Consider the following 23,934-nt stretch of genomic DNA (forward strand, 5'->3'; position numbering starts at 1 on the left):
TCTCCGGGCTTCGCAAAGCCTTACTGTCATCGGACACCACCTCCGAAGAAGTGGACATATAGTTCCGAATGGCCTTGCTTCGCTCAGGACATGACAGAGCTTATCGAGGGCTGCCAGCCTGTTGAAAATCATTACGGCAGCTAGTCTGACGAAAGTCAGTTCTGGTTCCATGGATAAATCGATTTTAATTTCTGGCTGGACTGTAACGGACCGAAATCTCGCGACGTACTCCTAACGGGGAGCTTTTTCCCCCGACACCTGAAAGGTGAGGAGACCAACATGATTAAGTCAATACTTGCAGCCTCTGCCCTCGGCATCTGCCTGATCCAGCCTGCTTTCGCCGACGACGCAATGATGAAGTGCGACGACGCTTCCATGATGAAGATACAGACCGACATGGACGCCATGACAGGTGACGCCATGAAGCCGCAGAAGGAAATGGCCATGAAGGAAATGGACATGGCCAAGGATTCGATGAAGGCAAACAAGACCGACGATTGCATGATGCACATGGATAACGCCATGAAGGCGATGAAGAAGGGCTGAGTGTTTCCTGGGATCGGCGGGGCCATCTTGGCCTCGCCTTTTCGCTCGGCACTCCCTGATCTCAGAAGGCCAAGGCAGCATCTTCGAAGTCATATGCGAGGCGATGCCGTACGAAGCGCCATCAAGGAGCGGTTTGCAACCCACTGCCACGACAGTCTGGACAGACGCGCGTTTGGCCCTTGCACCCCGCGCGGTAAACACCGTGGGGACAGCATGCGCCACTGGAGGCCAACCATTTTTCGCAATCGAAAACCTTGCCGGCGCCCAGACATTGCCGGCACTGAAACTTCCTGAACGCTGTCAAATTCACCTGCCGTACCCCAAGACCGGCAATAACGTAGCAGGTGTTATTTTAGTTTCAGCTAAAATGGCCGGCGCCCGTTCGGTTGGGGCCGATGGGTAAGGGAGGGCGCCGGCCAAAGCGGAGATGAGATCACCGCCGCAGGACTAAATTAGCACTCTCTAAATCTCTTCCGATATGGTGTGATCGCGGACTGGGCCTTTGTCTGCTGCCATCCGCCTAATTCCTGTCCGCCGGCTTCGAGCGCATCCTCGACACCGTCTCGCGCTCGGCGCGCTTGGAGCGCAGCGGGGGCAGGCCGCGGTCGATCAGGTCCATGTCTTCCAGCACCATGTCGCCCATGCGCTTGAAGGCGATGTCGAGCGCGCCGGCGCGGTGGGCGGAGCGCAGGAAGCCAGGGATGGTACGGACGGGATGATCCGGCGCCAGCGGCTCTTCGGGGAAGACGTCGCTGGCGGCGACGATGTGGCCGCTCTTGACCGCTGCCATCAGCGCGGGGAAGTCGACCACGCCGGCGCGGCTGAGCAGGATGAAGGCGGCGCCCTTGCGCATCGAGGCAAAGGCCGGGCTGCCCAGAAAACCCTGGTTCTCTGATGTCACCGAGGCGACGACGAAGACAAAGTCGCTCGATGTCAGCACATCGTCGAGCGAGGCCGGCTCGACGCCGTTGTCGATGAGGATCGATGGCGGCAGCCAAGGGTCGAAAACCCTGGTGCGGGTGCGAAAGCCCGACAGCAGGCGGTTCAGCGCGCGGCCGAGATCGCCGAAGCCGATGATGCCGACATCGGCGCCAGACAAAAGCCGCGCTGTCAGATTGCCGTCGCCGCCCCACAGCTCCTCGCCCTTGCGGAAGGCGAGGTCAGCATCGACGATGTTGCGGGCGATGTTGAGCGCCATGGCGAGGCCAAGCTCTGCCACCGGCTCGGCGAAGACGAGACCCGTGGTGACGACATGGATGCCGCGCGCAAACAGCGTCTCGTAGGGCATGTTGTTGATGAGATTGGTCTCGACATTGAAGACGCAGCGCAGCGCCGTCATGCTTGCCAGTGTCTCAGGCGAGATCGGCGGCTGGCCGATGATATAGCGGGCTTCACCGAGCACATCGGCCGGCAGTTTGGCGACGCCCTCGGCGGTCGTCTCGACGATGCGGTAATGCGCCTTGAGGCGCGCCAGCTGCGGCGGCGTGAAGATCAGCTCGAGCGTGCGTGGTTCCGGCGCGCTGATGACCAGCGGCAAATCCTTGTTTGGCATGACGATTCCTCCCGGCGCGATGCTACAAGCGCGCTTTTGCTTTGCACATGTCGTTATCCCAAAATCGCTGTATGCTTTTTGGGCGGCATGTGGCTCGGCGGCTAAAATACCGCCGATGAATCGATTTACAACTGCGAAAAATCGATTTACTCATTTCACCAGCGGACCAAAGTGCTGATGTCCGCGCCTCGGGAGGAGGATCCATGGCGCATAGGCAGGACCAGCAGCGGCGTGCGTCGATCCATGACGTGGCAAGCCGCGCCGGCGTGTCGGCCGCCACCGTCTCCAAGGTCATGGCCGGCGTCACCACGGTAAAGCCCGAAAATGCGCAACGCGTCCTCGATGCCATTGAGCAGCTGGGCTACCGCGTCGATCCGCTGGCCTCCGACATGCGGAGGGCCAAGCGCCGCATCATCGGTGCCATCATGCCGGAATTCGAAAGCGAATTCTTCGGCCAGATGGTCACTCAGCTCGAAAGCCTGGCCGAGCAGCGCGGCTACACGCTGGTGGCGGCGTCGAGCCGTGAATCGGAAGCGCGCGAAACGGAAATCCTGGCCCGCATGCATGACTGGCGGGTTGCCGGCGTCGTGCTGGCGCCGGTGCGCAACGAGCATGGCCCGGCGGCCGATTTCATGAAAGCCAATGGCATGACCGGCGTGCTGATCGACCGCGTGCTGTCGGACGACGCCTTCGACACCGTGTCGGCCGACAGTGCGGCCGCCAGCGCCGAAGTGGCGCGCGAACTGATCGGCAAGGGGCACCGCCATATACTGGTGGTCGGCCTCGGCGAGCAGGCGGCCACCGTGCGCGCGCGCCTCGACGGATTTCGTACCACGGCGCTGAAACTGGCGCCGGATGTGCGCATCGATGTCGTGCTTGCGGAAACCGATGTCGAGCCGCTGCGGGCGCAACTGCGCGACTATTTCGACAGGGTTGAAGGCAAGGGTAGGGGAGCGCGCCCGACGGCGGTCTATTCGCTGTTCCTCAAGGGTACGCTGGTGGCGCTGTCGGAATTCCGCCGCCGCTTCTGGCATTGCCCCAACGATATCTCGCTGGTCGGCTTCGACGATGCCGAATGGATGCAGGTGACATGGCCGGCCATCGCCGCCGTGGTGCAGCCGGTGCGCCAGATCGCCGGCCACGCCATGGAGGCATTGTTTGCCAGGATTGAAGGCGGGGAGGGGCCGCCAGTCGCGCGGCTCGAACCTTGCCAGGTTTTGATGCGGGAATCCGTTGGCTCGCCAGGCAACGGCCCGCATCCCGGAAACCGACAATAGCCGGCAGCGCCGCGGCCGCGGTGGCGCGCCAACAGAAAGGCTAGAGTCGATGAACGTTTTTGGACCGCACACGTTTGCAATTGCGCCGGTCTGGGACCTCGACCTGATCGAGCCGCAGATGGAACGGCTGAAGGGGCTGGGCATCGGCCTGCTGGAAATCCCGCTGCTGCGCCCCGAGGAGATCGACACCAAGCGATCGTTGCTCACACCGATCACGCCGATATAGATGATGCCGCGCTTCTGGCTCGCGGTCATGTAAACATAGCCGGTCATGCATCAACCGTAGCGGGCCTTCGCCGCGGCGACTATCCTGATCCGCCGCACTCGTCGTCTGATGTCACGGCATGGATCCCAGGGTCTGCGCCGCGTCGCTTCGCTCCTTGCTTCGCCCAGGGATGACGAAGGGAGAGATGTTTCAGCTAATCCCAGAGGTCAGCGATTGCCGTCGATGCCAGGTGCAATCCAGAGACAAGACTGGCCAGAGAAAAGGCGAGCGCTTCCCTTCTCCCCGGGGAAAGGAGAAGGGAAGACGCCTCTGCCTTCGACAGCGAGAGAGAGTGGGAGGACCCTCACGCCATTCCGGGCTCCCGCCGCAGTCCCAGATGGCGCACCTTGCGGCCGATGATCATCAGCTGCCGCGCCGTGTTGTTGCGCAGGCGCCGCACGCGCCATTCCAGTCCGGTTTCGGTGGTGATCTGCTTGGCGTAGATGCTCACGCGCATGCCTTCCTCATCCGAAGCGACCTTGATCGGATCGTCGTAGAAGGCGTTGATCTTGTCTGCCGCCATCCCTGGCGTTTCGAGCCATTGCGGGATGTGGACCGTGCTGAGTTGATCGATATCGGTCATCACCCGGCCGATGCCGATGCCCGGCGTCGGGCATGTCGTCCAGAACGCGTCACCGACGAAGACGACGCCGTCGCGGCGATGGCCTTGGGTTTTGGCCAGGCTGACCTGCCTGACGTCGACGGGACCTGATATCTCGAAGTTGCCGCACTGCGCCGCGATCTCGGGCATCAGTTCACAAAGCATCTTCTGTGGGGCCTCGCGAAACGCCTTCGTCCAGGACTCGGCCAGGTTGCGATAGAGGAATACGTTCGCCCGCATCTTGTTGCCGATGGGAAAGACGCTGATGTAGGCGATGCGGTCAGCGGCCCGCTTGCCGTAGGAGGTGACGGCCTGATAGGGGCATTCCTCCCGCGATATCGCGAGGTCGAACCCCATTGCCATCGAATGCGCCTTGGACAGTTCGATGCGCTCGACGCCGATGGCGCGCCTTATCGCTTCACTGTAGCCGGTGGCCACCACCAGCAGGCGGGCATCGATGACGGCGCCGTCGACCAGCACCAGGCGCTGCCGGTCCGGTCCGGTCGTCACCTCGGCGACCTTGCCGACCGTCAACGGCACTTGCGGCGGCAAGGCATCGCGCAGGCCGTTGATCAGCGCACCATAGGAAAAGGCGTATTCCCACTTGTGTTCCCGTGCGAACAGCTGGCCGAGACGGAAGACATGGATGTCGTTCATCGGGGTGACGAGAGGCATGATCGTCTTGTCGAGACCGAGTTTCTCGAACTGCCGCATCTGGCTCATGCCGATCTTCTCGGCCCGGAACTCCTCGTGGTGGATGCGGTGCGGATCGATCAGCGCCACCTTGCGGCCGGCGTTTCCCAACACCATTGCCAGGGTGGTGCCGGCCATTCCGGCCCCAATGATGGCCACGTCCACTTCGGCCGGGCCAGCCGCGGCGGTAGTCATGTCTTTACCCTTTCTGCTGGTCATTGTTTCTCTCCACAATCTGTAGTGGAAATATCTTCCAGCCCTTTATCAACCTCAAGCAACCCATACGCGCACCCGGTAGTAACACTTGTTTACCTTAATGGCGGGCCTGTTGTTTCCAGCGCGGCGCGATCGCCGAGCCGTCGATGAATTCCAGGCCGCCCGCCTCGTTGAGCGTGTGCAGCTTGCGACCGCTCCATAGCTTACCAGGCGTTAAGATGGTCTCGACAACCTGCTCCATGCCGTTCAAATCAAGGTGAGCGACGCGTGCGATGCCAAGCGCGGCGCCGTAACTGCGGCGGCAATCCTGCACCGGACGCAGCAACTGGCCGTTGCGTTCGACCATGCGGCCGGCAGGCCGCGCCGAGGCAATGTCGATCAATACGGGATTCCTGGGATGCGGCGTCCACGGCCCGCGAAAGTCAGGCGCCGACCACAGATGCAGCGCGTCCGAGAAGGCGCCGCCGCCATCCCGGATGGTGCCTTCACCATCCCGGACAGTGGCGAACAGCCACCAGCGCCCGCCATGCTCGACCAGGGTGGCGTCGCTGGCCACGACATCGGACAAGAGCGTCGCTTCCTTGACCCATCCGCCGGGGAAGGCGGTGGCGCGGTACAGGTCGACCGTGCGGTTGGCGCAGCTTTCCGGCACCATCCAGACTTCGCCATCGCGTTCGAAGACGAAGGGATAGGAGAGGTGGTAGGGCAGGTCGAGCACCGGCTCGGGCCGGCCGATCGGCCCCGACGGGCCGAAGGGCACGGCGGAGATGATGGCCTTGCCGAGGCGATGGATGTAGTCCTCGACGAACAGGGTCACCTTGCCCTGGTAGAGGATCGGGAAGGGATCAGCGTAGAAGCGGCTGCCGTCGTCGGGCAGATCCTGCCAGCCGGATGCCGGATGCGCGCGCAGGTTGAACAGGTCCTGCCCCTTGGTCTCGCGCCAGCCGACCTTCCAGTGCGGTGCGTTGTAGCAGAGATGATAGATCTTCTGGACGATGCGCCGCGCTAGCGCCTTGCCCACCCTGATGCCAAGCTTGGCGGTGGAGGGGATCGCCGGTGGAGCACCGGCGTGCGCCGGCTCGGGCAGCACTGGCAGGGCGGCATGGGCAGCACCCGTCACTGCAGCGAGGATCAGGCTTGCGGTGCGCGCCAGCATGTCCTGGAAGGAGGCCAGCGCGATGCCGCCATATTCGGTGCCCAGGCGTCCTTCGGCCACAGTGGTGCCATTCTCCTCGATGCGGGCAATCGGTGTGCGGCCGGCCAGGATCAGCGCCAGCAAGGCGGCTTCGCCGGCGGCGCCGTCATAGGTGACGCGCCAGACCCGCGTCCCTTCCAGATGGACGTCGCCGCAGAGGTCGAGCACCAGGTCAGGAGAGGCGGGCGGCTGCGTCCGGTAGGGCGCCAGCGCCGAAGGCGGCAGGCGCTTGGCCAGCCCGTTCGCGGGCAGGCCATGGATGACCGTTTCAAGCTGGAACAGCGCGGCGGCGCTGCCTGGAATGCCACCCCCCGCCGGGCGGGCGTCGACGGAAACCTCGACCTGCGGCAATGCCGCCAGGCGCTGCAGCAGCGTCAGGTGGAAAGCACGGACGCATTCGCTGTCCAGGCGCAGGCTCACTTGCATGTCGCACCCCTGGCGTTGTGATGTCTGGCATTGCGATGTCTGGCATCTGGCCGGTGTTCGATATCAGGGCAGGGGCGATGGCGGCACGGCGGGGCCGGATTGAAGTGCTGCCCCATTTCCATGCGTCTCCTGTTCGCCCGCGCCCGTATCAGCGCCTGTGCCTAATATTACGCAAACTCCGTGCCAAAAATGCGTAAACCCGGGACCAAAAATCAGAAGAGCTCCCAACATAATTAACAGTGTTTTAACAGTTGAAGGCATAGCTAGGTTGAGGCTGCAATTTAAACTTGCAGGCACATGGAGTGTTGTCGGAGCGACCTTTGCAATCATCCCTGCTCTCGTTGCCGCAACAAAACGCTCCGGAGGTGATGCAATACGCCCCGGAGCCAGTGCCGACGGCGTCCTACGCATCCTCGACCGTCGAGCTGGGTGACCTGAAGCGCATCCTGGTGCGCCGTCGCTTCCTGATCTTGCTGACCGCCGCGCTGCTGACGCTGGGCACGCTGCTCTACGCACTGCTGACGCCGGCGCTCTACAGCTCGGTGGCGGAAATCCTTGTCGATCCGCAAGACCTGCAGGTGGTCACCAACGACGTCAATCCGAGCCGCGTGCCCCCCGATGGCGGCATCACCATGGTGGAAAGCCAGGTCAGCGTCGTCCAGTCGACGGGCGTGCTGCTGAAAGCCATCCAGGCAACCAACCTGACCGACGATCCGGAATTCAACGGGCAGGGCGGGCTGGTGAACCGTCTGCTTGGCGGCTTGCTCGGCTCGGGGTCGGCCGAAACCGACAGGACGGGCAAGACGCTCGATGCGCTGCGCCGGCGGCTGGCGGTGAAGCGTGCCGACAAGGTGCTGGTGCTCGATGTGATCGTCACCGCCAAGAGCGCCGACAAGGCAGCAACGCTCGCCAATGCCATCGCGCAGGCCTATCTGGCCGACCAGGCAAGCGCGCGCGCCAAGATGGCCACGGACGCTTCCGATTCCATCACCGCGCGGCTGGACGAGCAACGCAAGCGTGTGCAGCAGGCCGAGAACGCGGTCGAGGCCTACAAATCCGCCAACAACATGGTGATGGCGGCGGGCAATCTGGTCAGCGACCAGGAACTGACCGAGATCAACACGCAGCTCTCCGCCGCGCAGAGCCGCACCGCGACGCTGAAGGCGCAGGTCGACCAGTTGCGCCGCTCCGGCGGCGCGCCGGACGCGACCTCGGAAGCCATGCGCTCGTCGGTGATATCAAGTCTTAGGGCGCAGGAGGCGACGCTTGTCGACCAGGTCTCGCAGCTCGGCACCGAACTTGGGCCGCGCCACCCCTCGATGATCGCCGCACAGCAGCAGCTGCGCGACACGCGCGCGCTCATCGCGCGCGAACTCGGCCGCATCGGCGCCGCCGCCGAGACCGATTACGAGCGGGCGCTGGCCAACCAGCAGGCGCTGGAGGCCAAGGTCGCCGGCATGAAGAGCAAGTCACTCGACACCGACCAGGCCTCGGTCAGGCTGCGCGAATTGCAGCGTGACCTCGAGGCGGTGCGCTCCGTCTACGCCACCTATCTGCAGCGGGCGCAGGAAACGCGCGAACAGATCAATGTCGACAGCACCAATGCGCGCATCATCTCCAACGCCATGCCGGCCTTGAAGAAGAGCTGGCCGCCTCTGCCGCTGCTGGTTTTCGGCGCGCTCTTCGGCGGGCTGGGGCTGGGCACCGCGCTGGCACTGATCGCGGAATATTCCTCGCCGACCGTGCTTTCCAGCGCGCAGATGCAATCGGCCATCGACGCGCCGGTGTTTGGCGTGCTGCCGGCAAAATCGGGCGGCGGCCGCCGCTGGTGGCCTTTTGGCAGTACGGCGCCGGCCGGGCAGAAGACAGATGCGGTCGCGGGGCTGGCGCTGAGGCGCCTGTTCGCCTCCAGCCGGCGTCCGCCGAACTGGCCACTGGTGCCATCCATACTTTTGACCTCGCCACCCGAGGACGCCGTTCACCGGGGCCGGGTGGCGCGGCTGCTGGCCAATGCCGCGGCTGCCAGGGGCAGCCGTGTCCTGTTCATCGACACCAATGCCGGCAGCGGCAAGAAGGAGCCGCAGCCCGGTCTCCTCGACGTGCTGCGCGGCGAATACGCCTTCGAGGCGCTGAGCCACTACACGGCCGGCAGCAATGTCGCGGTCATGGGCAGGGGCCGGCAAAAGGCTGTCTTCTCCGAAGCGCAGGGCGTCTATTTCACGCAGCACATGCTGGCCCAGGCGGGCCGCAATTTCGACCTCGTCGTCGTCGACGGCGGCGCGCTGGCCGACAACCTCAACGCCTCGCCGCTGGTCGCCATGGTCGACGAGATCGTGATGGTCGCCACGCTCAACTCGACGCCGATGCGCGATGTCACGGCGGCCTCGCAGGCCATCTCCGTCATGGGGCGGTTGCCGACCGGCGCCTTGCTGGTCGACGAGGCGGCGTGACATGGCCACCGCTTGGCCCGCCACCGGGACCGGCGCCCGAGGGGCAGGCGCCCGGGGGGCCGCCAACCCTGCAGCCGGCTGGGCCGGTCCGGGGCAAGCAAGTTCGGGTCAGGCCACTGCGCGCGCCGGTGGCTCGGTCGACTGGCTGACCAGCTATGGCCTGGTCGCGGTTGTGGCGCTGCTGTTCGCCATCTCCGGCGGCATGCTGTGGCTGGTGGGCTATAATTACGACGGCCTGACCGGCAACCCCGCCACCAAGATCCACCCGTCCACCTATCTGCTCGTGCTGGTGTTTGCCTGGCGCGCCTGCACCTTCGGCAATCCGGTCGGCTACATGGTTTCCATAGCCGACCGGCGGCCGGCCAGCACGCTGATGGCGGTCATCTCGATCGTGCTGCTGGTCGTCGTCATCGCGCGCCAACGCCCCGGCATGGCGGGCATGATCGACACTTTCGTGGCGCCGGCGCTGCTGGTGATGATGCTGGCCGAGAACGACGACAAGACATTTGCCCGGATGCAGACCGTCGTTCACGCCGTCATGACCGCGAACGCGCTGCTCGCTTTGTTCGAGTTCGCCACCAAGACGCTGATCTTTCCCTATCGCCTCGACGGCGAGGTGTTCATGAGCGACCTGCGCTCGACGGCGCTTCAGGGCCATCCGCTGTCCAATGCCACGGTCACCTCGATCTATGTGCTGGCGCTGCTCTCCGGTTCGAAATCGCTGTCCATGCCGGTGCGGCTCGGGCTGATCGGCCTGCAATGCGCGGCGCTCGTCGCCTTCGGCGGCCGCTCGGCGATGGTGCTGACGATCGTGCTCGGCGGTTGCTACATGCCCCTCCAGGGCCTGCGCGGCTTGCGCACCGGGCGCGTCAACCTGCTTGGCGCGGCACTCGGCCTCATCCTTGCCGCGCTGGTCCCGGTGGTCATCGCGGTCGCCGCGTCCTACGGCTTTTTCGACGCGCTGCTCGAACGCTTCGTGTCGGACAGCGGCAGCGCCAATGCTCGCGTCGAGATGTTCGACCTGTTCAATCATCTGGAACTGCGCGACGTGATCGTGGGGCCAGACATCGACCTCATCGACAGCCTGCGCCGCATCAGCGGCCTCGAGCAAGGCATCGAGAACCCGGTCGTCCGCATGGTCCTCTATCAGGGCGCTTTCTTCACCTTGCTGTTGTTCGTCGGCTTCGCCCTGTTCATGCACGAAGTGGCGCGCCACTGCCGCCCCGGCATCTGGCTTTTGATGCTGGGCTGGCTGATCCTTCTCAACACCTCCGAAAGCCTGGCGTCGAAGACGACGCTGATGACGAAGTTTGTGGTGATCGCGCTGGTGCTTTATAGGCCGGTGGGGAAGGTGGGGCGAGGGACGCAAGCGGGGCGAAGGTAGCGCTCTACGACGCCCCCCTCTGTCCTGCCGGACATCTCCCCCTCAAGGGGGGAGATCGGATGTCGTAACGGCTTTCGCCAATCGCCTATGCTGCAAGAAACGAGCCGGCGTCAAAACTGCCAATCTTCCCACTTGAGGGGGAGATGTCCGGCAGGACAGAGGGGGGCGACATGGAACTCGACCGCATTTGGAAGACGCCCTACTGCGCCATCCTCAACCCGAGCGCCTCAACCATCGCTGGATCCAGTACCCGCGTGGTGTCGTCCATCATGCCCATGCCGTCGAAGAGGTCCCAGAAGGCCCAGGGGAAGCCGGCAGCCTCGGCGCTTTGGCGGACATCGGAAATGTAGCGGGCGCGGTCTGGGTTGGGGGCTGCCACATACCGCGCGTCGGTGCGCAGCGCGCCGAACTCGCCCATGATGACGCGCTCCGGCGCAATGCCGTGGGCATCGGCCCAGGCGCGCGCCTGGCTGAGATATTTGTCGATGAACCAGCGGTCGGGCTTGGCGTCGAAATAGACCTTCAGCACGCGCTCGGTTTCGGCATAGGCGGCTTGTTTGTCGGCTTCGGAGGTCTCGGTATCCCCGGCCATGCGCGCCCGGACGGAGGCCAGTGTCTGTTCGAGCGAGCCGGCCGAGGCCGGCCACGGTACGTTGTTCAGCGCGCGGTAGACGGGCTCGCGCATCCACGGCGCGCCCTGGTGGCTGAACAGATAGGGCTCGTAGAAGTGGAAGGTGAACAGGATCGGCTCGGCGCCGGCCAGCGGCCCCGGGTCGAGTGCTGCCAGCCCGCTCACCATCGAGCCGCAGCCGCCGGTGACGACCAGAGGCAAGGTCCGGGACGACGCCCTGGCCGCCGTCAGCAGGGATGCCTGGACCTGCGACCAGACGTTGGACTCGCAGGATTGCGGCGGTTCGTTGACCGGCTCGAGCGCCACCATGCCCGGCCTGAACCGGTCTAGCCTGCCGGCAAGTTCGCCGACCAGCCCGCGATAGGCCGCGAATTCGGGTGCGGCGGTGCTGGAGACCATGCGGTCGGGGTTCCAGTAATGGGTGGCGCCGTTGGCCTGGACGTTGACGATGATGCCGAGGTCGGCGTCGATTGTGGCGGTGACGGCCGCGTCCAGCATGTCCAGCAATTTTGCACGCGTGGCGGCGTCGGCGGCCAGGAACGGGCCGGGATCGACCGGCAGGCGGATGAAATCGATCCCGGTCGCACGCAGCCGGCGCAGGTCGTCTGGTGTCGGCACCGGCCGCTGCGACTGGAAGGGCGGCCAGTCATAGTCGGTGCGCGGGGCGGGAAACTCACGCGTCAGCGCAAACCAGGGCCAGGCGTTGACGCCGCGGCGGAACGGCCATGCGCCGGTCGCCGTGGCGGCTTGCGATGGAGCGGCGAGCGGTGCCAGCGCGGCAGGCACCAGCGCCGTCGACAGCGCGGTGGTGAGAAGCCGCCGGCGCGACCAGCCCGTCATACCGCGCCGGGCGAGGGACGGTCGATCGCGGCCCTTCGTGCCGATGTGACGCCGAGAAGCCGGTAGGCTTCATTCTCATAGGCCAGCAGCACATCGTCCCAGCGAAAGGCTTCACGGGCGCGCACCCTGGCGGCTTCGCTGCAGGCCTCGACCAGCGCGTCATCCTCCATCGCTTGTTGCATCCGCTCGGCGCAGCTCTGCGTGTCGGTGAAGTGGATGGCGGCAGCACCCGCGACCCATCTGTTGTAGGGATTGTCGTGCGCGATCACCATGTTGCCGGCGGCCAGCGCCTCGACCAGCGACGGGTTGGTGCCGCCGACGGTGTGGCCATGCATATAGGCGCGCGCGTGGTAGCGAAGCGCCTTCACTGCCGCCTGGTCGTAGATGGCGCCGGGCAGGACCACCGAGGCGTTCGCCGCCTTGCGGACCGCGACGTGATAAGGGATCTGGTCGGACAGCGTGCCCAGCACCACCAGTTTCATGTAGCGCTTCTGGCTGCAGAAGGCTTCGACGATGGGCAGGATGTTGTTGTCGGGCTCGATGCGCGCGATCGAGATCAGGTATTTTCCGGGTTCGAGGCCGAGCGCGCGCACCGGTGCCTCGGGTGCCGATGTCACCGGGTCGGCGCCATAGGTGATGGTGGTGATGGCGCTGCGCGGCCGGCGCGTCGCCAGGTGATCGGCGATGACCGGATGGTCGGCGACCAGGCGGTGCGAGGCCCAGGCGCCGATCCATTCATTGAGCCAGAACCATGTCTTCGCCGCCGTCCCCCATTTGGGGCGGCGCCACTCGATGCCGTCCATATTGGTGATGATCTTGCGCCGCATCAGCCTGAGCCAGGTCAGGAAGACCGCGCCATTGTAGCCGAGCACGAGGCAGACGCCCGGCCGGCGCGCGGCGTCGAGCACGCATTGCCAGTCGAATTCCAGCGTCGCGCGCGGGCCTTTCGAGGCGACCTGGATGTGGATGAGGTCGATGCCGCGCCAAGTATCCAGGCGCACCCTCTGGTCGATCCGCTCGACCTCGTCCTGGCAATAGACGCCGACCTTCCAGCCGCGTCCGACCAGAAAAAGCGCCAGTCTCTCGGCGAAGGTTTCAAAGCCGCCATGAGCGGCGGGAATGCCGCGCGTTCCCAGGATGAGGATGGCAGGCTGCTCCAGTGTCATGGTTGTTGGCGCTTTCAGGTCCGGTCGATCCACGATGCTCATCTCAAAACCGGAGCCTTGCGAGATGCGTGCCAGGTCCGATCCCAGCCATTATCGCATTAGGGTTGTAAAATATTTCTTCCAAACGCTGGAGTTGTTTCACTATCGGTCAACTTTCCGGACGTATGTGTATCGAAACGAGGCGATGCCGGGGCTTGTCGACCCGCAAATGGATATATTAGCCCGGCACAATCCTTGCAAATGGACTTCTGCGCGCCAGAATTGGCGGAGGGCGTGCAGCATTGGCGTTACGATCCGGGCCTACGTCCGTGTCATGACCATACTGGAAACCAGTGAAGTCCAAAGGGGTGTTGGACTTGAAGTTGTCCGTCGCTGATATCTTCAGGCGGCGGAATCGTCAAACCACCCCTGGCAGAAAGATGAAGATGCGGATTGCCTGCATCCACCAGGGCTACGAACTCTACGGCTCCGACCGCAGCTTCGCGGAGAGCGTGGCAGCGTTGCGCGCCGCGTTTCCGTCGGCCGACATCGAAGTGGTGTTGCCGCGCAGCGGACCGATCGTCGAAATCCTGGAACCCCATGCCAGCCGCATCGTCTTCGAGCCGCTCTGGGTGCTGCGGCGCCAGGCGATGCTGCGGCTGGCGACCATCGAGATGGCACGGCTGCCGGTGGCGTTGTGGCGGGCGTGGCGGCGGCTCGGCGATTGCGACCTCGTCTATGTCAACACCTCGATCGTCGCCGACTATGCGCTGGCCTCGCGCCTGCTGCCCTCGAAGGCCCTGCTGCACATCCACGAAATTCCCGAAGGCGTGCTGCGCCGGATCCTCGTCGGCCTGATGCATTGGAGCCATGCCGATCTCATCTTCAACTCGAAAGCGACGCGCGCCACATTCGGCGAGCCCCGATCCGCGCGCTCCTACGTCGTCTACAATGGCGTTGCCGGTCCGGCGGCCGCGGAAGCGATGACCTATGACGGCAAGCGCCCGCTGCGGGTGCTGCTGCTTGGCCGCATCAACCGGATCAAGGGCCAGGAAGTGCTGCTGGAGGCGATCGCCTCGCTGCCGGCGGAACTCAAGTCGAGGATCGAGGTGCGGCTGGTCGGCGGCGCCTTCGAAAGCACCGAGCGCGAGCGCGCTCTGGCCGAACTGGTCGAGACGATGGGCCTGGCCGGCCAGGTCAGCGCCTTGCCCTTCATCTCGGACCCTTCGGAGCATTACCGCTGGGCCGACATCGTCACCGTGCCGTCGCGGCGTCCGGAATCGCTGGGCCGCGTCGCCATCGAGGCGATGGCCTATGGCCGCCCGCCGCTGGTGTCGGCGATCGGCGGGCTGGTCGAGGTGGTCGCTGACGGTGAGACCGGCTGGCACGTGCCGCCGGGCGACGCATCAGCCCTTGCCGCGAAACTGCGAGAGATCATCCTCGCCCCTGAGGCCTGGCGCGGTTTTGTCGCCGCCGGGCGCAAGCGCTACGAGACGATCTTCAGCGAGCCGGTCGCTGCCGCCGCGATAGCCGCGATCGCCACTGAGAAGCTGAAGGCGGCCATGGCGCGGCCGGGCAGGGCGGCAAGCACCCGCCAGGCGGAGACACGGTCGTGAAGCTCCCGATCCATCTCGTGCGCCGCCTCGTGCTGATGATCGGCGGCGAGGCGATGCAGAGCGGCTTCCACTTTGCCCTCAACATCATGCTGCTGCACATGCTGTCGGCGCAAGGCTACGGCCTTTTCGCCATCGCCATGGTGATGGGCGGCGTCGGCCTTTCCTACATCAGGTCGCTTACCGCCGTTCCTGCTTCGATTTGGATGAGCAAGAGCACCAACAGCGCCGGCGTCGACGCCCATGACGTGGCCTTTGGAACGGCGGCGGTGGTGGTGGCGCTGCTGATGGCGCTCGGCACGACCGTTCTGATGCATCTGCTGGGCGACCCGAACGGCATTGCCGCCGGCTGCTTCGTCGGCGCATGGTCGCTGCGCAGCCATATGCGCACCGCATTCTTCGCACGCCGCCAGCAGGTGATCGTTTCCATCAGCGATGCCGCTTTCACGATCGCCGGCACCGTGCTGGCGGGGCTGGCGATCTGGTTTGCAAAGGACGCACTGCAGAGCGTGTTCTATGCCCTTGCCGCGGCAAATGTGATCGGCATCTTCGCGCTTGTCCGGCTGGCGCGCCGCACCATTCGCATCAGCTTCCGCATGCCGACGCGCCGCCGCTATGCCAAGCTCTGGCGCCAGCTGTGCTGGTCGGCCTTCAGCGCCACCACCACCAACATCCAGGGCCAATGCCTGGCGCTGCTGGTCGCCGGCATTGCCGGGCCCGCGGCTTACGCACCGCTGGCGGCTGTTATCGTGTTTTTTGCGCCGCTGCGCATCATCAGCCTTGCCTTCGTCAACATGACGCAGCCGGAGCTGGCGAAGCTGATGCGGCAAAACGAAACACGTCGTGTCTGGACGCAGGCGAAGATCTGGGCGCTGGTCATGGGGCTCGGCGGCCTGGCCTATGGATGCGCCATCCTGTTCATCCTGCCGATGATAAAATCCCAGGCTCTCCAGGGTGCCTCTGTCGAGTTCATCGGGCTGTTGGCGATCGTGAATTTTGTCCCGGTCATGCTCTATGTCATGCCCCGCATCGTCCTTGAGATCATGGGCGATTTCCGCATCGTCGCCTTCATCACCATGGGCGGCGCGATCGTCGGGCTGGCGCTGATCGCCATCGTACTTTCAGTCGCGTCGCCAACGTGGGCGCTGCTGGGGTCCGCGGTCTCCGAGGTCTTCGTGCTCGTGGCATCCTGGTATTTCGCGCATCACCGCATGTGGAACATCGAACATCCGGACCAGTCGCGTAACAGCCGCCTGGGCTCGTGGCGACGGGCGGTCACGTTCGCTTCGGCGAAAAGATAGGAGGCGGATGTGACAAGTCATGCGGTTCAAATTGCTGACGTGACCGGCTTTCCCGGCGGGCAGGTCTCCCATCCGGTTACCGTTGCCGCGAACGACGCTTTCACCGCGCGGTTGCACACCAGCCTCGAAACGGCCAAGCCGCTCTGGCTGCGCTTCCAGGAAAGCGGGGTGTGCACCGGCCACCAGAATTATGCGTGGGCCGAGGGCATCGTCGCGCGGCTGATGCCGGACGGTGCCGACCTGTTGATCGTCGAGGTGAATGACGCCGCGACTGGCGCGCCCCGGATGCTGGTGCCGCTGATCCGGCGGCAGGCCTTCCACCACCGGGTGATCGAATGGCTGAACTGCGGCGTGTGCGACTACGCAGCGCCGTTGCTGGCCGATGCGAGGCCGTGGACCACGCAATCCGCGCTGGCCGCATGGACGGCGGTGCGCTCTGTGCTACCGCCGGCGGACCGCTTTCACATCACAGGGATACCGACGAGGATCAACGGCGTCGCCAATCCGCTGGCCTCGCTCCCGGAGATACGCGATTCCATCTACACCACCTTTGGCCTGGCCATAGACGGCGAACCGGAGACTGTCCTCAAGCGCCTGTGCAAGCCATCCTTCGCCAAGGAATTCGGCAAAGACTGGCGCCGGCTCGAGCGGCTCGGCAGCGTGGAACTGGTCGAGGCCGGTACGCCGGCCGAGGTGGAGCAAACTTTTGGCGAACTGGTTCGGATGCGGCTCAGCCGCTTTCGCGAGCTTGGCCGCTTCGACCTGCTGACGCGGGAACCGGTCGTCGATTTCTACCGCAACGCCGCTCTCAAGGGCTTGTCGGACGGGTCGGTGCGGCTGTTCGGCCTGCGCGTTGGCGAGGCTCTGATCGCGGTCCAATATCTTCTGGTTCATCAAGGCACTGTTCATGCTCTCCTGATAGCAATGGACCAGAGCGTCGTGCCCAATGTCTCGCCGGGCATCATGATCATGGGCAGGCTGATGAGCTGGGCGCGCGAGCAGGGATGTGGATATTTCGACCTGTCGGTCGGCAACCAGAGCTACAAGGAACGCATGGGCGCGATGGGGTCGGTCCTGGTCGAACTCTGCTACGGGTTCACGGTACGGGGCAGTGCGGCGAGCACCGCCATCAATCTGCGCAGCCGGAGCGAGGCTTTCGTGCGTTCCAGGCCGGGCCTGTTCAAGACGGTCCAGGGAGCAATGCGGGGTGTGAGGCGCTTGCGTGGAGGATGCCAAGGGAAGCCTGAGCAATAGGAGAGCATGTGCCAAGCCAGGCAGTGAGAATGGCCCCGGTGACGGAGGCACCCGACGTGCCGGTCCTGCCGCGCACCGGCGGCACCGGCACCGCTGTGGGCTATTCGGCGCGGTTGCACACCAGCTTCGACAGCGTAAAGCCGCTCTGGCTGCGCCTTGAGGAAACCGGTCTGTGCACCGGCCACCAGGCTTTCGCGTGGGTGGAAGGGATCGCCAAACGGCTGATGCCCAAAGGCGCCGAGCTGCTCGTCGTAGAGGTCAACGACGCCGCCACGGGTGCGCCTATCATGCTTTTGCCGCTGATGCGGCGTCGGGCGCTTGGCCATTACGTGATCGAATGGCTGAGCTGCGGCGTGTGCGATTACTCCGCGCCGCTGCTGGCCGATGCCAGGCCCTGGACCCGGCAGAGCGCCGACGCCGCCTGGGCGGCGGCCCGCGCTGTGCTGCCGCCTACGGACCGCTTCCATGTGGCGGGGATTCCCCAACAGGTCCATGGCGTCGCCAATCCGCTGGCGCTGCTTTCGGTGGCGCGCGACTCCATCCAGATCGCCTCGGGCCTGGCTATGGATGGCGATCCGGAGACGCTGATCAAGCGCATCTGCAAATCGTCTTTCTCCAAGAATTTCCACAAGCACTGCCGGCGCTTCGAGCAGTTGGGCGGCCTTGCCCTGGTCCAGGCCGACACGCCTGACATGGTCGAGAAGCAGTTCGCGACGCTTTTGGAGCTCAGGCTCAACCGCTTCCGCGAGCTCGGGCGTTTCGATCTCCTGACGCAGGCGCCGGTCGTCGAGTTCTACCGCAACGCCGCCCTTGACGGCCTGTCCGACGGCTCGGTACGGCTGTTCGGGCTGCGGGTCGGTCAAAACTATCTCGCCGTCATCTATGTGCTGGTCATGAAGGGCACCTTGCACGCCCTTCTGCTCGGCATCGACCAGGACGCGGTGGCCAACGCCTCGCCGGGCCTGACGACGGTCGGCAAGCTGATGATGTGGGCGCGGGCGCAAGGGCTCGACTATTTCGACCTGTCGGTCGGCAGCCAAGGCTACAAGCAGCATATCGGCGCTTCAAGCTCGGTGCTGGCCGAGTTGTGCCACGCGATGACGCTGAAGGGCAGGGGTTCGACCGCCTATATCAAGCTGCGCGGCAAGACCGAGCTTTTCATTCGCTCCAAGCCGGGGCTGTACAAGGCCGCGCATGGTGTGATGCGCCGGTTGCGGCGATTGAAGAGCTGAGACGGCCGTCGAGGTTTCTTCGTCCTTGCGGGGGACGGTCGGATTGACAAGCACCCGGCAAAGCCATCACGTTTCCGAAAGAGCAATGATTGCGGGAGGCAATGATGGCAAGCCTGGTGGTGATGTACGGCACGCCTGTGGATCCGGCGGCGTTCGATGCCTATTATCGCGAAAAACACATTCCGCTGGCCAAGACTATCCCGGGGCTGCGGCGCTACGAAATCAACCGCGGCCCGGTGATGACGCCGGCGGGACCAGCGAAGGTGCACCTTGTCGCCATCCTGCATTTCGACGACCTGACCGCCATCCAGAATGCTTTTGCCAGCGCCGAAGGGCAGGCCGCCGGCGCCGATCTCCAGGTCTTCGCGACCGGCGGCGCCGAGATGCTGATCTTCGACAGCGAGGATGTGTGAGCCGCTCGGCGATGGCCTTCTAGCCGGGTATTTCAGCTCCGGCTTGGCAAAGAGACCGCACGGGGCTCACCTCCCGATGGCCATTGGGGCTTTTGGGGACATAGATGAAAAAGACTTATGAAAACCCGACGCTCAGCAAGCGCCAGCAGCTCTCCCGCGTGACGGCCCTCATAGTCTCGTCCCCGAGCTGACACGCGACAGCCTTCGACGCGACCATCAAACCCGCCGTCGCAAGATGGCGGGTTTTTTTGCCCCTGATCCCGATACAGGCATATGATCCGACAACAGCTTCGGAGCATCGCATGTCGATCGGTTCCAGCACCCGGATTCTACTGCTGCCGGTATTGGCGGTCGTGATGCTTGCGCCACCTGCGGCGGTGCTTGCCGATGAGCCGGAGACGGCGGGACAATTCCTGGCTCGATGCGATCGCCCGAACCCTGCCTGCCGCAGCGAATTCGAGGCCGGCCTGCAAGCCGTCTACGAGGGCCAGCTGGCGTGTCCGCCACGCATTGACGTCAACGCGCCGATCACGCCCTGGCTCGACTATATGCATCGGCTGGTCGCCAAAACCCCGAGCCTGGCCGATGACGACAAGAACAAGCTGCAGCTGGAAGCGTTCATGCGCCTGTGGCCTTGCCCGGGGAAATGACCTCACATCGCCTCGGAATCGAAAAGCAGCATCGTCACATCGTGGTCAGGCGCGTATTTGCGCCGGTCGATGGCGCAGGCCTTGCCGACCTCGGTGGCAAAGGCCGCACGAATGGCCTCCAGGCTGTCGAAATAGAGGGTCGCGACGAGGTAGGGCGTCTCGCCCTGCAAGAGGTTCACGATCGGCCGCTTGCTGACGTCATAGCGCAGCAGCCCGGGAAGCTGTTTTGCGAGCGGCAGGTGGATGTCGAAGTAGTGCCGGTCGAAGGCGGCGGGATCGGCGGGGGTTTTGTAGATGACAAGCATCTTGGCCATGGTTGGGTTCCTTGTGGTTTGATGTAATCGCGCCTCGTCGGCGCCGCACCAAATGTCGTTCGGCGGGAACGGATTTCGACAGGGATGCGGGGTTTTTCGCGAACCAATGACATGGCGCCATTGCCCGAAGATATTTCGCGTCCGCCAAAGGCAAAACCCACGGGCGCATCTGGCGTTTGATCCATGTCAAAGCGGATCGGCGACGATGCCTTTATCTGGTCTACTGTCTTGGGAAGGACACAAGGGGGTTGGGCGGTCCCAGGCCGGCAAGCTGAAAACAGCTCCGGTCTGGACCGCTTGCAACCAGGCCGTGTCCGACGGCCGGATGCTTCATGTTTTGATTCAGGTCCGCGCGCAAGCACCTTCAAAAGCCTGGCAAAACTTAACCGAACCGCAACCTGCAGTCTCTATAGGGTTGTGCGAGGGATAAGAAACCAGGGGCTTAGAATGCCAAGAATAGTTTCTCGCTTCATGCGGGACGAATCCGGCGCGACCGCCATCGAGTATGGCCTGATCGCCGCCCTCATCGCGCTCGCCATCATCACCGGCGCCGGTGCGCTCGGCAATGCGATCAATGCCAAGTTCACGAAAATCGGCACGACGCTGAACAGCAGCGGGTCGTAGGCCGCAAAGGGCAGCCACCACGCGAAATTGACAGGACACGGCGTCTCCGTCATCCTTAAGGCACGTCGCCAGATGTTGCGTGTGGGCGACCGAGGGCAGCGTCATGATCAGTCCCGTCATCGGCCAGAATGCCAAGCGCGCCGCGGTGCGCAAGGCGCTCGACCAGCACAAGGTCTACATCACCGCGCAGAGTTTTTCGGACGGCACCTACCAGGCACGTGTGCTGGTCGACGGCGAGGCCTATTGGGTCGACGAATTCCGGCTGAGCCAACTGCGGCAGGGATTGACCCCGGCCGAGCTTGAGCTGACGCCGGCTGCCGACGATTGAGGGCGTGATCTCCACGCCTTCCGGAACGCTGGCTGCCGTGGCTTGGTCGGTGCCATGACCACTCCGCCCAAACTCAAAACCTATCGCGCCAAGCGTGAGTTCTCGAAAACGCCGGAGCCCGCCGGCGGCCTGATCTCCGCCGACGGCAACCGTTTCGTCGTCCACAAGCATCACGCCACCGCGGACCACTACGATCTGCGTCTCCAGGTCGGCGATGTGCTGAAGAGCTGGGCGGTGCCGCGCGGGCCTTCGCTCAAACCGGCCGACAAGAGGCTGGCGGTCGAGACCGAGGACCATCCGCTCGAATATATCGACTTCGAGGGCGTCATCCCCGAAGGTGAGTATGGCGGCGGGCCTATGATCGTCTGGGACACCGGGACGTGGGCGCCGATGGACGATGTCGAGAAGAGCCTTCGCACCGGGGCCTTCAAGTTTCGGCTGGCCGGCGAAAAGCTCAATGGCGGCTGGATGCTGACCCGCCTGAAGCCCAAGCCCGGCGAGGACGAGAACAAGAAGAACTGGCTGCTGTTCAAGGAGCGCGACCTCGCCGCCGACACGGCTTTGAACATCCTGGAAGCGCGGCCGGAAAGTGTGAAATCCGGCCTGCGCATCGAGGAACTGGCGGCGGCCGCCAAGCCGGCGACGAAGTCCGCGCCCAGGCCGGGTTCGTTGAAGCCAGGCGAACTGCCGGGCGCCGTCAAGGCTTCGGCACTCAGCCGTATCGAGCCGCAACTGGCGACGCAGGTGCCGAAGCCGCCCGATGGCGAGGACACAAACGAGCTCTGGCTGCACGAGATCAAGTTCGACGGCTACCGCACCATGGCGCATCTGGCTGATGGCGTGGTCAGGCTGATCACCCGTGGCGGCATCGACTGGACGAAGCGCTATGGCGACCTGCCGCATGCGTTTGCCAAACTGCCGTGCCGCGAGGCCATCATCGACGGCGAGATCATGGTGCTCGACGGCCGGGGCATCAGCCGCTTCGCGCTGCTGCAGGACGCGCTGGCCGAGGGCGCCGGCAGCAAGCTGCATTTCTACGCCTTCGACCTGCTGCATCTTGACGGCTGGGACCTGCTGAAGGCGCCGCTCATCCGGCGCAAGGCGCTGCTGGCCGAGCTGCTGGCCGGCCTCGGCGCCAACTCCGCCATCCAGTTCTCCGACCATGTCGAGGGCTCGGGGCAGGGACTTTTTGATCAAGCTTCTGACATGGGGCTAGAAGGCGTCGTCTCAAAGCGGGCGACCGCCATCTACCAGAGCGGCCGCACCAAGAGCTGGACCAAGACCAAGGCGCTGAAGAGCGAAGACTTCGTCATCGCCGGGTATACCGTGTCTGACGCTGCGGAAGGGCTGGCAGCGCTTGGCATGGCCGAGTGGGTGGATGGCGAGCTGCACTATCGCGGCAAGGTCGGCACCGGCTTCGACCGCGATACGGCGGAGGATCTGCTCGCCCGGCTGGAGCCGCTGATATCGGGCGCGACGCCGCCCGAAGGCGTGCCGCGCGAAATCATGCGCGAGATGCACTGGGTCAAGCCGCTGTTTTCGGCGCGCATCCACTATGCCAACCGCACGGCGGACAATTCATTGCGCCATGGCGTGTTTCGCGGGCTCAGGGATGTCGGCCTGTCGACGCCGGTGTCGGCGAAGCGCAAGCGGCTGATCTCGGAGGCCGACCTTGCCACCATCTGGGTGACCAATCCGGAGCGGCGGTTGTTCGGCAAGACCGGCCCGACCAAGCTCGACATCGCCGTCTACTACGCGCTGGTCGGCGACTTCATGCTGCCGCACATTCTCGGCCGCCCGGTGTCGCTGGTGCGCTGCCCGACCGGCCTGCCGAAAGACTGCTTCTTCCAGCGTCACGCCTTCACCGGCATGCCACCTTCCGTGGTGACCTTCGAGACGATGAATTCCGAGGGCGAGACAAAATCCTTCCTGTCGGTCGAAGGCGCCAAGGGTTTTCTGGCGCTGGCGCAGTTCGGCGTCGTCGAGTTCCACACCTGGGGCACGCACCGCACCAGTCTCGACAAACCGGACCAGGTCGTCTTCGACCTCGACCCGGGCGAGGGGATTTCCTGGCGCGAGGTGGTGGAGGCTGCGGTGCACATCAAGGGCGAGCTGGAGGGGCTCGGGCTGGTGCCGTTCGCCAAGACGTCCGGGGGGAATGGCATCCATATCACCGTGCCGGTGACATCAAAGCAGAACTGGAAGAAGCTGCATCAGGCAACCAGCGCCATCTCCACGCATCTGGCGGCCACCGCGCCCGACACGTTCACCACCACCATGGGCAAGGACAATCGCAAGAAGCGCATCTTCATCGACTATCACCGCAACGCACGCGGCCACACATCGGCGGCGCCCTATTCGCTGCGGGCGCGTACCAATCTGCCGGCCTCGACGCCGGTGAGCTGGAGCGATCTGGAGGCGATCGATGCGCCGCAGGACCTGAATTATTCGTCGCTGCCGGGGTTGCTGGAGACGTCTGGTGATCCGTGGGCGGATATCGAGGAGTTCGCGCGGGATTTGCCGGTGATTGGGGGGGCGAGGAGGTAGTCGCGTAGAGAGGACTGCCGGGATCTGTGTCGCCCCCCTCTGTCCTGCCGGACATCTCCCCCTCAAGGGGGGAGATTGGCCATCACCCGGGCTTTCGCCAATTTACACCGTTGCTGAAGAGGGCGAGGCGCTGAGGCTGCTGATCTCCCCCCCTTGAGGGGGAGATGCCCGCCAGGGCAGAGGGGGGTGCTGTCCCTCCAGCGTTTCAAATTCCACTCCATCGACGCTTCCGACAATTTGAATTATTCTCTCCCCACGACCTAGAAGACGTCACGGAACATTTCGTCAGGGATTTGCCTGTATCTTTCGGGGTTGGTGTAGGATTTCCACGGCGCCAATCGTCCTTCGGACGAAAAGCGCTGCAGAGAGCATGATCCCGAAAAGTGGGAACCGGTTTTTGGACAAGACCATGCTCCAACATAATGTCAGTGCATGGC

At 64.3% G+C, this 23,934-nt stretch carries 20 protein-coding genes; 14 read left to right on the plus strand and 6 right to left on the minus strand.

Annotation, left to right across the window (positions count from 1 at the left end):
* The first annotated feature begins 279 nt into the window (after window positions 1–279).
* Window positions 280–546, plus strand: a complete 267-nt coding sequence (locus A3A9_RS0117150; RefSeq protein WP_027059870.1) for a hypothetical protein — start codon at window positions 280–282, stop codon at window positions 544–546.
* 520 nt (window positions 547–1,066) lie between these two features.
* On the opposite strand, the gene A3A9_RS0117155 is transcribed toward A3A9_RS0117150, so the two are convergent.
* Window positions 1,067–2,098 carry a hydroxyacid dehydrogenase gene (locus A3A9_RS0117155; protein ID WP_027059871.1) on the minus strand — a complete coding sequence of 344 codons (1,032 nt, stop codon included), beginning with the start codon at window positions 2,096–2,098 and terminating at the stop codon, window positions 1,067–1,069.
* 203 nt (window positions 2,099–2,301) lie between these two features.
* Here A3A9_RS0117155 and A3A9_RS0117160 point away from each other — a divergent pair, with 203 nt between their 5' ends.
* On the plus strand, window positions 2,302–3,375 hold the full coding sequence (locus A3A9_RS0117160) for a LacI family DNA-binding transcriptional regulator (protein WP_027059872.1): 1,074 nt from the start codon (window positions 2,302–2,304) through the stop codon (window positions 3,373–3,375).
* Window positions 3,376–3,424: 49 nt separating this feature from the next.
* Window positions 3,425–3,601: a hypothetical protein gene (locus tag A3A9_RS44035; RefSeq protein ID WP_245279056.1), complete on the plus strand. Its 177-nt coding sequence runs from the start codon at window positions 3,425–3,427 to the stop codon at window positions 3,599–3,601.
* Between the two features lie 343 nt (window positions 3,602–3,944).
* Here A3A9_RS44035 and A3A9_RS0117170 read toward each other — a convergent pair whose 3' ends face one another.
* Both A3A9_RS0117170 and A3A9_RS0117175 read right to left on the minus strand, forming a co-directional pair.
* On the minus strand, window positions 3,945–5,153 hold the full coding sequence (locus A3A9_RS0117170; protein ID WP_027059874.1) for an FAD-dependent oxidoreductase: 1,209 nt from the start codon (window positions 5,151–5,153) through the stop codon (window positions 3,945–3,947).
* Window positions 5,154–5,247: 94 nt separating this feature from the next.
* Entirely contained in the window at window positions 5,248–6,771 is a 1,524-nt protein-coding gene (locus A3A9_RS0117175; RefSeq protein WP_027059875.1) for a glucosamine inositolphosphorylceramide transferase family protein, read from the minus strand.
* A gap of 368 nt (window positions 6,772–7,139) precedes the next feature.
* Here A3A9_RS0117175 and A3A9_RS0117180 point away from each other — a divergent pair, with 368 nt between their 5' ends.
* Together A3A9_RS0117180 and A3A9_RS39040 are read left to right on the plus strand one after the other, a co-directional pair.
* Entirely contained in the window at window positions 7,140–9,221 is a 2,082-nt protein-coding gene (locus A3A9_RS0117180; protein ID WP_051370988.1) for a GumC family protein, read from the plus strand.
* A 1-nt stretch (window position 9,222) separates the two neighbouring features.
* Window positions 9,223–10,605 carry a VpsF family polysaccharide biosynthesis protein gene (locus A3A9_RS39040; protein WP_051370990.1) on the plus strand — a complete coding sequence of 461 codons (1,383 nt, stop codon included), beginning with the start codon at window positions 9,223–9,225 and terminating at the stop codon, window positions 10,603–10,605.
* A 199-nt stretch (window positions 10,606–10,804) separates the two neighbouring features.
* On the opposite strand, the gene A3A9_RS0117190 is transcribed toward A3A9_RS39040, so the two are convergent.
* Together A3A9_RS0117190 and A3A9_RS0117195 are read right to left on the minus strand one after the other, a co-directional pair.
* Window positions 10,805–12,076: a glycoside hydrolase family 5 protein gene (locus A3A9_RS0117190; protein ID WP_027059877.1), complete on the minus strand. Its 1,272-nt coding sequence runs from the start codon at window positions 12,074–12,076 to the stop codon at window positions 10,805–10,807.
* Window positions 12,073–13,242 (minus strand): DUF1972 domain-containing protein, encoded by a 1,170-nt coding sequence (locus A3A9_RS0117195; protein ID WP_027059878.1) that lies wholly within the window; start codon window positions 13,240–13,242, stop codon window positions 12,073–12,075. Before A3A9_RS0117195 ends, A3A9_RS0117190 begins: the two co-directional genes overlap by 4 nt.
* A 425-nt stretch (window positions 13,243–13,667) precedes the next feature.
* On the opposite strand from A3A9_RS0117195, the gene A3A9_RS0117200 reads away from it, so the two are divergent.
* The 6 genes from A3A9_RS0117200 to A3A9_RS0117230 all read left to right on the plus strand — a co-directional run bounded on the left by A3A9_RS0117200 (window position 13,668) and on the right by A3A9_RS0117230 (window position 19,684).
* Complete coding sequence (locus tag A3A9_RS0117200) at window positions 13,668–14,837, plus strand: glycosyltransferase (protein ID WP_082222131.1); 1,170 nt, start codon at window positions 13,668–13,670, stop codon at window positions 14,835–14,837.
* Entirely contained in the window at window positions 14,834–16,135 is a 1,302-nt protein-coding gene (locus tag A3A9_RS0117205) for a hypothetical protein (RefSeq protein WP_027059880.1), read from the plus strand. The genes A3A9_RS0117200 and A3A9_RS0117205 overlap by 4 nt, the downstream gene beginning before the upstream one ends.
* Before the next feature lie 9 nt (window positions 16,136–16,144).
* Entirely contained in the window at window positions 16,145–17,389 is a 1,245-nt protein-coding gene (locus A3A9_RS0117210; protein ID WP_027059881.1) for a GNAT family N-acetyltransferase, read from the plus strand.
* 8 nt (window positions 17,390–17,397) lie between these two features.
* Window positions 17,398–18,621: a GNAT family N-acetyltransferase gene (locus A3A9_RS0117215; RefSeq protein ID WP_245279058.1), complete on the plus strand. Its 1,224-nt coding sequence runs from the start codon at window positions 17,398–17,400 to the stop codon at window positions 18,619–18,621.
* Between the two features lie 104 nt (window positions 18,622–18,725).
* Window positions 18,726–19,034, plus strand: a complete 309-nt coding sequence (locus tag A3A9_RS0117220) for an EthD family reductase (RefSeq protein ID WP_027059883.1) — start codon at window positions 18,726–18,728, stop codon at window positions 19,032–19,034.
* Between the two features lie 302 nt (window positions 19,035–19,336).
* Window positions 19,337–19,684, plus strand: coding sequence for a hypothetical protein (locus tag A3A9_RS0117230; RefSeq protein WP_027059884.1), 348 nt, complete (start codon window positions 19,337–19,339; stop codon window positions 19,682–19,684).
* A gap of 2 nt (window positions 19,685–19,686) precedes the next feature.
* On the opposite strand, the gene A3A9_RS0117235 is transcribed toward A3A9_RS0117230, so the two are convergent.
* On the minus strand, window positions 19,687–19,998 hold the full coding sequence (locus tag A3A9_RS0117235; protein WP_027059885.1) for an EthD family reductase: 312 nt from the start codon (window positions 19,996–19,998) through the stop codon (window positions 19,687–19,689).
* 447 nt (window positions 19,999–20,445) lie between these two features.
* Here A3A9_RS0117235 and A3A9_RS0117240 point away from each other — a divergent pair, with 447 nt between their 5' ends.
* The 3 genes from A3A9_RS0117240 (at window position 20,446) to ligD (ending at window position 23,497) form a co-directional block, all read left to right on the plus strand.
* On the plus strand, window positions 20,446–20,622 hold the full coding sequence (locus tag A3A9_RS0117240; protein ID WP_027059886.1) for a Flp family type IVb pilin: 177 nt from the start codon (window positions 20,446–20,448) through the stop codon (window positions 20,620–20,622).
* A gap of 103 nt (window positions 20,623–20,725) precedes the next feature.
* Window positions 20,726–20,950 carry a hypothetical protein gene (locus A3A9_RS0117245; protein ID WP_027030151.1) on the plus strand — a complete coding sequence of 75 codons (225 nt, stop codon included), beginning with the start codon at window positions 20,726–20,728 and terminating at the stop codon, window positions 20,948–20,950.
* Window positions 20,951–21,004: 54 nt separating this feature from the next.
* Window positions 21,005–23,497 carry a DNA ligase D gene (gene ligD, locus A3A9_RS0117250; protein WP_027059887.1) on the plus strand — a complete coding sequence of 831 codons (2,493 nt, stop codon included), beginning with the start codon at window positions 21,005–21,007 and terminating at the stop codon, window positions 23,495–23,497.
* The last annotated feature ends 437 nt before the right edge of the window (window positions 23,498–23,934 follow it).

Origin of the sequence: Mesorhizobium loti CJ3sym (assembly GCF_000472785.1) — a bacterium.
Lineage (GTDB): Bacteria > Pseudomonadota > Alphaproteobacteria > Rhizobiales > Rhizobiaceae > Mesorhizobium > Mesorhizobium loti_E.